This is a genomic window from Sphingomonas azotifigens NBRC 15497 (genome assembly GCF_002091475.1).
Classification (GTDB): domain Bacteria; phylum Pseudomonadota; class Alphaproteobacteria; order Sphingomonadales; family Sphingomonadaceae; genus Sphingomonas; species Sphingomonas azotifigens.
Genome location: NZ_BCTR01000065.1, coordinates 20319 through 33629 on the forward strand (window position 1 = coordinate 20319; position 13311 = coordinate 33629).

Below are 13311 nucleotides of genomic sequence, written 5' to 3' on the forward strand. Positions count from 1 at the left end.
AGGGCGGGGGAGACCCCGCCCTTTTTTGATTCTGAAGGGGCTTGGGCCGCTTCCGCCTCAGTTGCGGACATCGAGACGCATAGCTACCAAGTTGTGGTGGACGACGAGCATATAGCAGCTTTCGAAGGGACCAACGGTTCGTTGCGGATCGGGGTCGAGCGCTATCAGTTCCCAGACATCGTAGATGACGAATGGGACTCGAACTGGCTTATTGTGTCAGGCGAAGCTGATCTCGACGGAAGGTCGTGGTCTTTTCGAGAGCCGTGCCTCACCACGTTCGAGGTTGAGCATCTTGCTGACTGGCTCGATCGCGTAGTTGCCGGCCAAGCAGCACAACCGATTTGTGGGTTCACTGAACCTCATCTCGAGTTCGAACGCATCTCGGACGAGGCAGTGAGGATCTCGTTTTGGTTGGAGGCCTTGCCGCATTGGGCAAAGCCGGACAGCGATCTTGGCGACATCGGCTTCGAGGTGCCGATCAACGACGCGCTTTCGACGACCGCGACCTGCCTCCGAAGCATACTTTCGCGGTTTCCGATCCGAGCGCCGAACGACCGCTAACCACCACAAACCACCGTCATCCCGGCGAAAGCCGGGATCCATTCGCCACTCGGTTGCAGCAAAAGCCGATAGCGAGGCCCCAATGGACCCCGGCTTTCGCCGGGGTGACGATATGAGGGAGGGCATGCGTTCTTATCCTTGCGACTTGGTATCAGCGTCCCCCTATCCGAAACGGGACGCGCTTCGCCCCGCACCCCCTCGCCGCGCTTGGCCTGCCGGGAACCTTGCTATATAAGGAGGGTTCAGCATTTTCCGGCTCCGCGGCGCTTGACAGTTCGCCTGCGGACCCGTATCTCGCCCAACTTCCGGAACAGTAGATTACGGCGGCGCTCCTTGCGTGCGTCGTGCCGCTGCATTTCGGAAGGCAACGCTACGAGATGGGGCGCCGCTGCCATGCAGTGCCTCGTGGAGCTGGGAGAATATATTTCATGGCACGTATTGCGGGTGTTAACATCCCGACCAACAAGCGCGTCGTTATCGCGCTGCAGTATATCCACGGCATCGGCCCCGCAAAGGCCAAGGAACTGACCACCCAGCTCGGCATCGCGCCGGAGCGCCGCGTGCAGGACCTCAGCGACCAGGAAGTGCTGCAGATCCGCGAAGCGATCGACGCCGGCTACACCGTGGAAGGTGATCTTCGTCGCCAGGTGGCGATGAACATCAAGCGCCTGATGGACCTGGCCTGCTATCGCGGCCTGCGTCACCGCAAGGGCCTGCCGGTCCGCGGCCAGCGCACGCACACCAATGCGCGCACCCGCAAGGGCAAGGCCAAGCCGATCGCCGGCAAGAAGAAGTAAGCAGCGCTTCCCAGCGCGCACTTCTTCCCCCGAGGCCCCGCGCCTCCAGGCACCAAGCTTCTAGGTCAGGAAATTCCAAATGGCACGTGAACCGCAGCGTATTCGCCGTCGCGAACGCAAGAACATCACCGCCGGCGTCGCGCATGTGAACGCCAGCTTCAACAACACCATGATCACCATCACCGACGCGCAGGGCAACGCGATCAGCTGGTCGTCGGCCGGCATGATGGGCTTCAAGGGCTCGCGCAAGTCGACCCCGTACGCCGCCCAGGTCGCCGCCGAGGACGCCGGCCGCAAGGCCGCCGAGCACGGCGTTCGCACCCTCGAGGTCGAAGTCAAGGGTCCGGGTTCGGGCCGCGAGTCGGCGCTCCGCGCGTTGCAGGCGGTCGGCTTCCAGATCACCTCGATCCGGGACGTGACGGCGATCCCGCACAACGGTGTGCGTCCCTCGAAGCGCCGTCGCGTCTGATACGTCCTGCTTGCACCGCGGGCCCTGAGGCGGGTCCGCGGTCTTGCAGTAAATACCTGGCGGGGAATGCCTCTTCCCTGCCCAACATGAGGAAAGCCCGTGTCGGTCAACGCTAAGAACTGGCAGGAACTCAAGAAGCCCAACGGCCTCGAGAAGAAGCCCGGTGGCGATCCCAAGCGGAAGTCGACGTTCGTCGCTGAGCCGCTGGAGCGGGGCTTCGGCCTCACCCTCGGCAACGCGCTGCGTCGCGTGCTGCTGTCGTCGCTGCAGGGCGCGGCAGTCACCTCGATCAAGATCGAGAACGTGCTGCACGAATTCTCGTCGCTCGCCGGCGTGCGCGAGGACGTGACCGACATCGTCCTCAACGTGAAGCAGATCGCGCTCAAGATGCAGGGCGAAGGCCCGAAGCGTCTCCAGCTGTCGGCCACCGGCCCGGCGGAAGTGAAGGCGGGCGACATCGCGGTTTCGGGCGACATCGAAGTGATGAACCCCGAGCTGGTGATCTGCCACCTCGACGACGGCGCGACCCTGAACATGGAACTGACCGCGGACGTAGGTAAGGGCTATGTGCCCGCTACCGCGAACCGCCCGGCCGATGCGCCGATCGGTCTGATCCCGGTCGATGCGCTGTTCAGCCCGGTCCGTCAGGTCTCGTACAAGGTCGAGAACACCCGCGTCGGCCAGGAGCTCGATTATGACAAGCTCACGCTGACCGTCGAGACCGACGGCACGGTGACCCCGGACGATGCGCTGGCCTATGCCGCGCGCATTCTCCAGGACCAGCTGGCGCTGTTCGTGCACTTCGACGATTCGTCGATCACCCGGGCAGCCCCGGTCGGCATGGCGCCGGCAGCGGCACCGGCGGAAGGTGGCGCGGGCGATGCCGCGCAGATCAACCGCTATCTGCTCAAGAAGGTCGACGAGCTCGAGCTTTCGGTCCGCTCGGCCAACTGCCTCAAGAACGACAACATCATCTATATCGGCGATCTGGTCCAGAAGACCGAAGCCGAGATGCTGCGCACGCCGAATTTCGGCCGCAAGTCGCTCAACGAGATCAAGGAAGTCCTCTCCAGCATGGGCCTGCGCCTGGGCATGGAAATCCCGGGCTGGCCGCCCGAGAACATCGAGGAAATGGCCAAGAAGCTTGAACAGGAGATCATGGGCTGATGGTCCATTCCTCCCCCGGCGGTGCCGGGGGAGGGGGAGCATTCGCGCAGCGAATGGTGGAGGGGCGCCGCGGCAAGCGGCGATCGGCTTCCTCCAGACACTGCACCGGCCTTCGGCCGGCCCCTCCACCACCGCCGTTGGCGGTGGTCCCCCTCCCCGAGACGAGCTCGGGGAGGATTTTAGGCAAAGGGCAGCCGCCTCGAGTGCTGCCTGGCTGGGGGTACCGTCAAACGGCCCCCTGACGAACGAAAGGAAGATACCATGCGTCATCGTTATGGCGGTCGTAAGCTGCAGCGTACCTCGGCCCATCGCGCGGCTCTGTTCCGCAACATGTCGGCCGCGCTGATCAAGCACGAGCAGATCACCACCACCGTCGCCAAGGCGAAGGAACTGCGTCCCTACGTCGAGAAGCTGATCACCCTCGCCAAGAAGGGTGGCCTGTCGAACCGGCGTCTGGCGCACGCCCGCCTGCTGGACGACGCCCAGTTGGTGAAGCTGTTCGACGTGCTGGCCGCGCGTTACGCCGATCGCAACGGCGGCTACACCCGCATCATCAAGGCCGGCATCCGCGCCTCGGACGCCTCGCCGATGGCGATCATCGAGTTCGTCGATCGCGACGTCTCGGCCAAGGGCCAGGATTCGGGTCCGGTGATCTCGGACGAGGATTTCGACGAAGCCGCCTGATCGGCGCTTCGTTCGGATCGAACAAGGGAAGGGCGGTCGCAGCAGCGGCCGCCCTTTTTCTTGTCCTTCGCGCATTGGCGTGAGAATGACGGCGCTTGAGATCGAAGGGCAGCATTCCCGCAAAGCGTTCGTCATTCCCGCGAAGGCGGGAATCCATTTGCCTATTCGCTTGGGGAAAGAACCGCGGCATCAGCGGCAATGGATCCCCGCCTTCGCGGGGATGACAACCTAGTTTGGCCGTCTACGCATCGGGAGGAGGACGGGACGCCCCCAGTTTTCCTTCCTCCCCACGAAGATTCGTTTCGCTGGCAATTCCGCCGCGCCACCCCATCTCCGCGCCCGAACAAACAAGGGTGCGCTGCCCCGCCTGGCAGCGCTGGAGAACTACCATGTCTCGCAAGTCCAAACGGGTGCGCCGCAGTGCGCCGCTCGATGTCGGTGCGTGGATCACCGCGCTGCTGGCGCTGTCGCCGCTCGCCGCCTTTGCCTGGGCGATCGGCTTGACCGGTCTGGCTTGAGGCCGGCGGCGGGGCTGCCTAGGGTGGGCGCATTCTGAGGGAGCCCTTGAATGCGCCGTGCATTGATCCTGCCGTTACTCTTCGCCAGCCCCGCCTTTGCCCAGACCACCAAGCCGGAGACGACCGCGCCGATGACCAAGTTCGCCTATCCCGACACCCGCCGCGTCGACGTGGTGGATGAACAGTTCGGGGTGAAGGTCGCCGATCCGTATCGCTGGCTCGAAAACGATGTGCGCCACGACAAGGAGGTCGCCGCCTGGGTCGAGGCGGAGAACAAGGTCACCGACGCGTATCTCGCGACGCTTCCCGGCCGCGACGCGTTCAAGGCGCGGATCAAGCAGCTGTTCGATTACGAGCGCTTCGGCGTGCCCGAGCAGAAGGGTGGCCATTATTTCTACCCGCATAATAGCGGGCTGCAGAACCAGGCGGTGCTGTTCGTCCGCGATGGCCTGAACGGCCAGGGCCGCGTCCTGATCGATCCCAATGGCTGGTCGAAGGACGGCGCCACCGCGCTCGCCGAATGGCTGCCGAGCGAGGACGGCAAGCTGCTCGCCTATTCGATCCAGGATGGCGGCACCGACTGGCGCACGATCAAGGTGCTCGACGTCGCCACCGGCAAGGACACCGGCGATACGGTGAGCTGGGCCAAGTTCACCATGGGCGTGGCCTGGGCGAAGGACGGCAGTGGCTTCTTCTACTCGCGCTATCCGGAGCCGCCCGCGGACGCCAAGTTCCAGGCGCTCAACGAGAACCACCGCATCTACTTCCACAAGCTCGGCACCCAGCAGAGCGCCGACCGGCTGGTCTATGAGACGCCCTCGGCGCCCAAGCAGAGCCATTCGGCGGGCATCACCGACGATGGCCGCTATCTGGTGATCACGACCAGCGAGGGGACCGACAACAAGAACCTCGTCCACATCGTCGACCTGAAGGATCCCGCCTGGAAGGCGAAGACGGTGATCGGCAAGCTCGAGCATGACTGGGCGCCGATCGGCAATGTCGGGACGAAGTTCTGGTTCGCGACCGACGACGGCGCGCCGCGCCAGCGCATCGTCACCATCGATCTCGCCGATCCGGCGCTGACCCCGCACGAGGTGGTGCCGGAGCAGAAGGAGACGCTGGCCGGCCAGTCGATCGTCGGCGACCGGCTGATCCTCAGCTATATGGTCGATGCCGCCACCGAGGTGCGCCGCTACACGCTGGACGGCAAGGCCGACGGCAAGGTCGCGCTGCCGGGCATCGGTACGGCGAGCGGCTTTGGCGGGCATCCGCACGAGGGCGAAACCTTCTTCGCCTTTACCAGCTTCAACTATCCGACGACGATCTTCCGCTACGATGTGAAGACCGGCAAGGCCGAGCCCTGGGCGCAGCCCAAGGTCGCGTTCGACCCGCAGGACTATGCCGTCGAGCAGCGCTTCTACGCCTCGAAGGACGGCACCAGGGTGCCGATGTTCATCGTCCGCAAGAAGAGCGTGACCGGCCCGGCGCCGACGATCCTCTACGGCTATGGCGGGTTCAACATCCCGATCACGCCGGGCTTCTCGGCGGGCCGCCTCGCCTGGCTGGAGCAGGGCGGCGTCTATGTCGTCGCGAACATCCGCGGCGGCGGCGAGTACGGCAAGGCGTGGCATGATGGCGGCCGCCTCGCCAACAAGCAGAATGTGTTCGACGATTTCATCGCGGCGGGCGAGTTCCTGATCCAGCAGGGCATCACCGGCAAGGGCCAGCTGGCGATTCAGGGCGGATCGAATGGCGGCCTGCTGGTCGGCGCGGTGACCAACCAGCGCCCGGACCTGTTCGGCGCGGCGCTGCCGGCGGTGGGCGTGATGGACATGACTCGCTTCGACCGGTTCACCGCCGGCCGTTACTGGGTCGACGATTATGGCTATCCGTCGAAGGAAGCGGACTTCAAGCGGCTCTACGCCTATTCGCCCTATCACAACATCAAGAGCGGCGTGGAATATCCGGCGATCCTGGTGAGCACGGCGGATACCGATGACCGCGTGGTGCCGGGGCACAGCTTCAAGTACACCGCCGCCCTGCAGCATGCGCAGATCGGCGACAAGCCGCACCTGATCCGCATCGAGACCCGCGCCGGCCATGGCTCGGGCAAGCCGACCGACAAGGTGATCGAGGAAACCGCCGACACCTGGGCGTTCGCGGCCAAGTGGACGGGGCTGACGGTCAAGTAAGTCGGGGAGGGCGGCCATGTCCGATACGGAGTCGCGACAGGGCCGCCCCCTCACCGCAGCCGAGCGTGCGCTGGCCCGCGGCATGTTCGGCGCGGCGATCGACCTCGATCCGGTGCGCGTGTTCCGGCGGAAATGGTTCCCCTTCCAGCCGCGGAACGTGACGATGGCACCGCGCGGCCATCTGCATTTCCATCCCGCGAGCGACGCCTATCAGCCCTGCTTCGCCGGCGCGGGGCTGGGGCTGCAGGCACATTTCATCCACGAGATGGTGCATGTCTGGCAGCACCAGCGCGGGCTCAATCTCGTGCTGCGGCGGCATCCCTTCTGCCGCTATCATTATGCGGTCCGGCCCGGCTGGACGCTGGAGCGCTACGGCATCGAGCAGCAGGCGGAAATCGTCCGCCACGTCTTCCTGCTTCGCCGGGGCGCCATCGTCCCCGGCGCACCGCCGCTCGCCAGCCTGGAGACCATCCTCCCGTTTGGCACCGCCAGCGCGCCGCCAGCGGCCTAGGTAAACCTTGGTATAGTCGGCCCAAATCAAAGCTGGGCCGTGCGGTGCGGAGGTTCGATTCCGTCGCTGCCCCGGCTGCGCGACAGTCCATCCCGGCAAGACGGGATGGAACCATGTACCACCAGGCATTGATCGACTCTGCAGCGTCTTCGCATCCGGGCACCGCACCCGAATTGTCGGCGCTGCTCGCGGGCGCGATGCGATCGCTCGACGAGGATCCGCCGCTCGCGCGGCGCTATCTCGAGCAGCTGTCGTACCTGCTGGTCGCGCCGGGCGCGGCCGAGCCGGCGGATCTGCTGCCCGACGGCCCGACCCACAGCAAGGGCGTCGCCAAGGGCGGACTCGCCGGCTGGCAGCTGCGGCGGGTGGCCGAGCATGTCGAGGCGCATCTCCAGGCGCCGATCTTCACCTCGACCCTGGCCGAGGTGGCGCAACTGAGCACCGGCCATTTCTGCCGCGCGTTCAAGGCCAGCACCGGCGAGACGCCGCACGCCTATATCGTCCGGCAGCGCATTCGCCGCGCCCAGCTGCTGATGCGGGACACGCGCGATACGCTGTCGCAGATCGCCTGCGCCTGTGGCCTGAGCGACCAGGCGCATCTCACCCGGCTGTTCCGCCGGCTGGTCGGCACCACGCCGCTCGCCTGGCGCCGCGCCTGGCAGCAGGGCGGCTGACGGGCCTTTTTTCCGCAGGATTGTTCAAGATCAGATCGCTTCGCGCAGGACAGGCGAAGGGAAACGGCGGCACGGTTCCGGCCCGGTGCCGCGGATCCGGGTGGCAGGGAGCAGCGCGCGGGGCATGAGTATGGAGCATTCGCGCTCGATCGGCGCATGGCGCGGCGTCTCCTTCGCGGTGGCGCAGATCGATGTCCTCAAGGCGGAGGACGACCTGCTGGTCGTCGGCATGCTGGAGCGTGACGTCGCAGGCGGCCCCCGCGGCGGCGCCGATGCGGTGGACGACGCACTGCACGGCACGCTGTCCCGCCTGCGCGAGGGCGGGATCTTCAGTGGCGGGTTCGGCGAGACTATGATGCTGACCCGGCCGCCTTCGCCGATCCGCGCGGCGACGCTGATGCTGATCGGCATGGGCGCGTCGCTCAGCGGCAATCCGGAGGCAGTGGGCAATCTCACTGGCCTGGCGATGCGCGCCGCGCTGCGGATCGGTGCCGCCTCGGTCGGGTGCCTGCTCGGCTGGTCGGAATTCGAGGTGCCGGATTCGCTGATCGCGCCAAGCGCCGCCGCAATGATGCGCGGTGCGCTCGCGGCGATCGATGCGCAGGTCGGGCAGATGGCGGCGATGCAATGGACCTTCGACATTCGCAATGGCGCTGCCGTTCGCACCACGGCGGCGCTGCGCAATGCGCTCGCGGCATGGCCCCGAGCGATGGGTGCGCGCTGACACATAAGCTGCTATGCTCCGCTTCTCACCGGGAGTTTGGCGGGCCTACGATGTTGACCAGGGTTTCCAGCGGACGGCCACAGGCACCGGGCACGGCGCCCATCCGGATCCTGCTGGCCGACGACCATATGCTGCTGCGCGAAGGCGTGCGCGCCGTCGTATCCACCCAGGACGACATGGAAATCGTCGGGGAGGCGAGCGGCGGCGCCGAGGCGATCGAGGAATATGCGCGGCTTCAGCCCGATCTGGTGCTGATGGACCTGCAGATGGCCGACATGTCCGGCCTCGACGCGATCCGCGCCATCCGCGCCGACGCGCCCCATGCGCGGATCCTGGTGCTGACCACCTATTCCGGCGACGGTCGCGCCATCAAGGCGCTGCGCGCCGGTGCGATGGGCTATCTGCTCAAGGCGAGCCTGCGCAACCAGCTGCTCGAGGCCATCCGATCGGTCCATCACGGCGGCAAGCATCTCGACGCAAGCGTTGCGACCGCGATCGCGCTGCACGTGCTCGACGACGACCTGACCGAACGCGAAGTCTCGGTGCTCACTCTGGCTGCCTGGGGCAATTCGAACAAGCAGATCGCCACCCGGCTCGATCTCTCCGAAGAGACGGTGAAGGGGCATATGAAGGCGCTGTTCGCCAAGCTCGGCGCGAGCGACCGGACGCACGCCGTGACGATCGCCGCCAAGCGTGGGCTGATCGAGTTGTAAGCGATGCGGCGGCGCGACCCAGGTGTCTGCGCCGCCAGTCTTTTCCATCGAAGTGACGGGCGTTTTCCGGCGAACGCGACGAAGCGCGCGCCGTACCAGTATTCCGGCGCAGAGCGCGCCGGGAATGCATCAATCGCGTCCAATATTCGGGCCCTCCCGGGGCCTAGGGCTCGTCGACAGGCGGCCCCCGCCGTCCGGCGTCTCCAGGGGGGAGGCGCGGTACCGGGGCTGCTGAACGTTCGAGAGAATAGAACGTAACGCTTAAATTTATCCGAGTTTTCGGAAAATTTGCGACGGCTATTCTGTCCCCATCAACGCCGGACCCCGGCAGAACAAGGAGCCGCCCGATGACTCTCACCGCTACCGCAACGCCCGGCAAGTCGCTGATTTCGCCGACCAACCACGCGCTCGTGATGATCGACTTCCAGTCGCAGATGGCATTTGCCACCAAGTCGATCGACGCGATCATGCTGCGCAACAATGCCGGGCTGGTCAGCCGCGCCGCTGCGTCGTTCAACGTGCCGACGATCCTCACCACCGTCGCCGAGAAGAGCTTCTCCGGCCCGATGTTCAGCGAAGTGACCGATCCCTTCCCGGGCCAGAAGCTGCTCGACCGCACCTCGATGAACACCTGGGAAGACGCGGCCGTGATCGAGGAGATCAACCGCATCGCCAAGCCGCGCATCGTGTTCGCCGGCCTGTGGACCAGCGTCTGCATCGTCGGACCCGTAGCCTCGGCGATCGACCAGGGCTTCGAGGCCTATGTGATCACCGATGCCTGCGGCGACGTCTCCACCGAAGCGCATGAGCGTGCCGTCGAGCGGATGGTCCAGCTCGGTGCCGTGCCGATGACCTCGCTCCAGTATCTGCTCGAGCTTCAGCGCGACTGGGCGCGCGCCGAGACCTACGACTCGACCACCGGCATCGCGAAGCAGTGGGGCGGCGCCTACGGCCTCGGCGTCATTTACGCCAAGACGATGTTCGGCGCTTCCGAAGGCCATTGAGTTGCCCCGGGCCCGGCGGCGCGCGCGCCCTCTCTAGCGCCGCCGGGCCCACCCCTGTTTCCTGCCCCCCAACGACAAGGAATGCTCCCATGACCTCCACCGTGACCACCAAGGACGGCGTCTCGATCTTCTTCAAGGATTGGGGCCCCAAGGACGCCCAGCCGATCATGTTCCACCATGGCTGGCCGCTCTCGTCGGACGATTGGGACGCGCAGCTGCTGTTCTTCCTCCAGCACGGCTTCCGCGTCGTCGCGCATGACCGCCGCGGCCATGGCCGTTCCGAGCAGGTCAGCGACGGCCACGACATGGATCATTATGCTGCCGACGCAGCCGCCGTCGCCGAGCATCTGAACCTGCGCAACGCCGTGCATATCGGCCATTCGACCGGCGGCGGCGAAGTCGCCCGCTATGTCGCCAAGTACGGCATCCCGCAGGGCCGCGTCGCCAAGGCGGTGCTGGTCGCGGCCGTGCCGCCGATCATGGCGAAGACCGAAGCCTATCCGAACGGCCTGCCGCTCGAAGTGTTCGACGGCTTCCGCAAGGGCACCGCGGACAACCGCGCGCAGTTCTTCCGCGATGTCGCCGCCGGCCCCTTCTACGGCTTCAACCGCGAAGGCGCGAAGGTCTATCCGGGCGTGATCGACAATTGGTGGCGCCAGGGCATGATGGGCAGCGCCAAGGCCCATTATGAGGGCATCAAGGCCTTCTCCGAAACCGACCAGACCGCCGACCTGAAGGCGATGACGGTGCCGACGCTGGTGCTCGCCGGCGACGACGACCAGGTCGTGCCGTACAAGCAGGGCGCCGAGCTGCAGGCCAAGCTGCTGCCGAACCCGACCGTGAAGATCTATCCGGGCCTGCCGCACGGCCTGCTCACCACCCATGCCGACGTGCTGAACGCCGACATCCTCGCCTTCGTGCGCGGCTGATCGATCACGCGCCGAGGAGGAAACGCGATGAAGCCCTATCTGATCTCGCTCGCCGTCGGTCTGCTGGTCGGCGTCATCTACAGCCTCCTCGGCGTGAAGTCGCCGGCGCCGCCGACGATCGCGCTGATCGGCCTGCTCGGCATGCTGCTCGGCGAGCAGGCGGTGCCGATCGCCAAGCGGCTGTTCGCCGGCCACGACGTCGTCGCGTACATCCGCACTGACTGCGCCGAGCAGATCCTCGGCGTGCCGGTGAAGAAGCCCGACGACCAGGCGTGAGCCCATCTAAGCCCCTCCCCTTCAGGGGAGGGGTTGGGGGTGGGGCATGACGGATCCGCCAGCCCCTCGCTTACAGATCATGCCCCACCCCAACCCCTCCCCTGAAGGGGAGGGGCTTTAAGAAAAAGAACCCGAACGAAGGAAAATTCGATGGCCGACCTGATCCTCGTCAACGCCCAGGTGACGACGCTCGACCGGGAAAACCCGGTGGCCGAGGCGATCGCGATCCGCGACGGCAAGTTCCTCGCGGTCGGCAGCGAGACGGAGGTCCGCGCCGCCGCCGGCCCGCAAGCGCAGGTGATCGACGCGCATCGCCGCCGGGTGATCCCCGGGCTGATCGACAGCCACATGCACATCATCCGCGGCGGCCTGAATTATAACATGGAGCTGCGCTGGGACGGCGTGCCGACGCTGGCCGACGCCATGGCGATGCTCAAGCGCCAAGTCGACAACACGCCAGCGCCGCAATGGGTGCGCGTGGTCGGCGGCTTTACCGAGCACCAGTTCGCCGAGAAGCGGCTGCCGACGATCGACGAGCTCAATGCCGTCGCCCCCGATACGCCCGTCTTCATCCTCCACCTCTATGATCGCGCGCTGCTGAATGCGGCGGCGCTGCGGGTGGTGGGCTATACCAAGGACACGCCGAACCCGCCGGGCGGCGAGATCGTCCGCGACGCCGCGGGCAACCCCACCGGCCTGCTCCTTGCCCAGCCCAATGCGACGATCCTTTATTCGACGCTCGCCAAGGGTCCCAAGCTGCCGGAGGAGTATCAACTCAATTCCACCCGCCACTTCATGCGCGAAGTGAACGGGCTGGGCGTCACCGGCGTGATCGACGCGGGCGGCGGCTTCCAGAATTATCCCGATGATTATGCGATCATCGAGAAGCTCCATGCCGACGGCCAGCTGACCGTGCGGATCAGCTACAACCTGTTCACCCAGAAGCCCAAGGAAGAGCTGGCCGATTTCGCCGGCTGGGTGAAGCAGGTGACGCCGGGGCAGGGCGACGACAATTATCGCCACAATGGCGCGGGCGAGATGCTGGTCTATTCGGCCGCCGACTTCGAGGATTTCCGCGTCGCCCGGCCGGACATGCCGCCGAACATGGAAGGCGATCTCGAGCCGGTGATCCGCCTGCTCGCCGAGCATCGCTGGCCGTGGCGGCTCCACGCCACCTATGACGAGACGATCGGCCGCGCGCTCGACGTGTACGAGAAGGTCCACCGCGACATTCCGCTGACCGGCATCCACTGGTTCTTCGACCATGCCGAGACGATCAGCGACCGCAACATCGATCGCATCGCGGCGCTGGGCGGCGGCATCGCGGTGCAGCACCGCATGGCCTATCAAGGCGAGTATTTCGTCGAGCGCTACGGCGCCAAGGCCGCCGAGCGCACCCCGCCGATCGCCAAGATGCTTGCCGCCGGCCTGCCGGTGGGTGCGGGCACCGATGCGACGCGCGTGGCGAGCTACAATCCCTGGGTGTCGCTCAGCTGGCTGGTGACCGGCCGCACCGTCGGCGGGCTCAAGCTCTATCCGGGCGCCAACCGCGTCAGCCGCGAAAAGGCGCTGGCGATGTGGACGCACGAGAACACCTGGTTCTCGAACGAGGTGGGCAAGAAGGGCCAGATCAAGGCCGGCCAGCTCGCCGATCTGGCGGTGCTCTCGGCCGACTATTTCTCGGTGCCCGAGGACCAGATCGTCCATATCCGCTCGGTACTGACGCTGCTCGGCGGGCAGGTGGTGCATGGCGACGGCGACTATGCCCCGCTCGCCCCCGCGCTGCCGCGGCCGATGCCGGACTGGTCGCCGGTCGCGACCTTTGGCGGCTACCACCAATCGCCCGAGTCCCGCGCCCAGCTCGCCTCCGCTTGCGCCTGCCACGGCAGCTGCTCGGTCCATGGCCACGACCATGCCGCCGCGCTGGGTGCCAGTGTGCCGGCCGCCGACGTCCAGAGCTTCTGGGGTGCGCTCGGCTGCGGCTGCTGGGCGGTGTGATGCCGGGTTCTGCCCCATCCGCCTGCGTTCCCCTCCCGCTTGCGGGAGGGGCTAGGGGAGGGGCTGCGCCGCCTCAGCACTTCTTCCACGTCGT

15 protein-coding genes are annotated in these 13311 nt (G+C 66.2%); all 15 read left to right on the top strand.

All coding sequences use genetic code 11. From position 1 onward, the window contains the following. Window positions 1-96: 96 nt before the first annotated feature. Entirely contained in the window at window positions 97-561 is a 465-nt protein-coding gene (locus tag SAZ01S_RS19375) for a WapI family immunity protein (RefSeq protein ID WP_139810155.1), read from the top strand. A gap of 428 nt (window positions 562-989) precedes the next feature. Next, window positions 990-1358: a 30S ribosomal protein S13 gene (gene rpsM / locus SAZ01S_RS19380; protein WP_010545744.1), complete on the top strand. Its 369-nt coding sequence runs from the start codon at window positions 990-992 to the stop codon at window positions 1356-1358. A gap of 79 nt (window positions 1359-1437) precedes the next feature. Further along, window positions 1438-1827: a 30S ribosomal protein S11 gene (rpsK, locus tag SAZ01S_RS19385; RefSeq protein WP_019368402.1), complete on the top strand. Its 390-nt coding sequence runs from the start codon at window positions 1438-1440 to the stop codon at window positions 1825-1827. Window positions 1828-1926: 99 nt separating this feature from the next. After that, window positions 1927-2994, top strand: a complete 1068-nt coding sequence (locus SAZ01S_RS19390; RefSeq protein ID WP_084583905.1) for a DNA-directed RNA polymerase subunit alpha — start codon at window positions 1927-1929, stop codon at window positions 2992-2994. A gap of 261 nt (window positions 2995-3255) precedes the next feature. Then, a complete protein-coding gene (gene rplQ / locus SAZ01S_RS19395) occupies window positions 3256-3678 on the top strand; it encodes a 50S ribosomal protein L17 (RefSeq protein ID WP_084583906.1) in 423 nt (140 codons plus the stop codon). 389 nt (window positions 3679-4067) lie between these two features. After that, window positions 4068-4196, top strand: a complete 129-nt coding sequence (locus tag SAZ01S_RS24615; protein WP_281252168.1) for a hypothetical protein — start codon at window positions 4068-4070, stop codon at window positions 4194-4196. 50 nt (window positions 4197-4246) lie between these two features. Further along, the gene (locus tag SAZ01S_RS19400; protein ID WP_084583907.1) at window positions 4247-6388 is read left to right on the top strand and encodes a prolyl oligopeptidase family serine peptidase; all 2142 of its coding nucleotides are present in this window, start codon (window positions 4247-4249) and stop codon (window positions 6386-6388) included. A 16-nt stretch (window positions 6389-6404) separates the two neighbouring features. Beyond that, window positions 6405-6899 carry a vgr related protein gene (locus SAZ01S_RS19405; RefSeq protein ID WP_084583908.1) on the top strand — a complete coding sequence of 165 codons (495 nt, stop codon included), beginning with the start codon at window positions 6405-6407 and terminating at the stop codon, window positions 6897-6899. A gap of 113 nt (window positions 6900-7012) precedes the next feature. Continuing rightward, on the top strand, window positions 7013-7573 hold the full coding sequence (locus SAZ01S_RS19410; protein WP_084583909.1) for a helix-turn-helix domain-containing protein: 561 nt from the start codon (window positions 7013-7015) through the stop codon (window positions 7571-7573). Between the two features lie 124 nt (window positions 7574-7697). Next, a complete protein-coding gene (locus tag SAZ01S_RS19415; RefSeq protein WP_245825028.1) occupies window positions 7698-8297 on the top strand; it encodes a M17 family peptidase N-terminal domain-containing protein in 600 nt (199 codons plus the stop codon). A gap of 50 nt (window positions 8298-8347) precedes the next feature. Continuing rightward, a complete protein-coding gene (locus SAZ01S_RS19420; protein WP_084583911.1) occupies window positions 8348-9010 on the top strand; it encodes a response regulator in 663 nt (220 codons plus the stop codon). A 347-nt stretch (window positions 9011-9357) separates the two neighbouring features. After that, complete coding sequence (locus SAZ01S_RS19425; protein WP_084583912.1) at window positions 9358-10014, top strand: hydrolase; 657 nt, start codon at window positions 9358-9360, stop codon at window positions 10012-10014. A gap of 89 nt (window positions 10015-10103) precedes the next feature. Next, a complete protein-coding gene (locus SAZ01S_RS19430) occupies window positions 10104-10943 on the top strand; it encodes an alpha/beta fold hydrolase (RefSeq protein ID WP_084583913.1) in 840 nt (279 codons plus the stop codon). A gap of 27 nt (window positions 10944-10970) precedes the next feature. Beyond that, on the top strand, window positions 10971-11219 hold the full coding sequence (locus SAZ01S_RS19435) for a DUF1427 family protein (protein WP_084583914.1): 249 nt from the start codon (window positions 10971-10973) through the stop codon (window positions 11217-11219). 150 nt (window positions 11220-11369) lie between these two features. Beyond that, entirely contained in the window at window positions 11370-13217 is a 1848-nt protein-coding gene (locus SAZ01S_RS19440; RefSeq protein ID WP_084583915.1) for an amidohydrolase, read from the top strand. The last annotated feature ends 94 nt before the right edge of the window (window positions 13218-13311 follow it).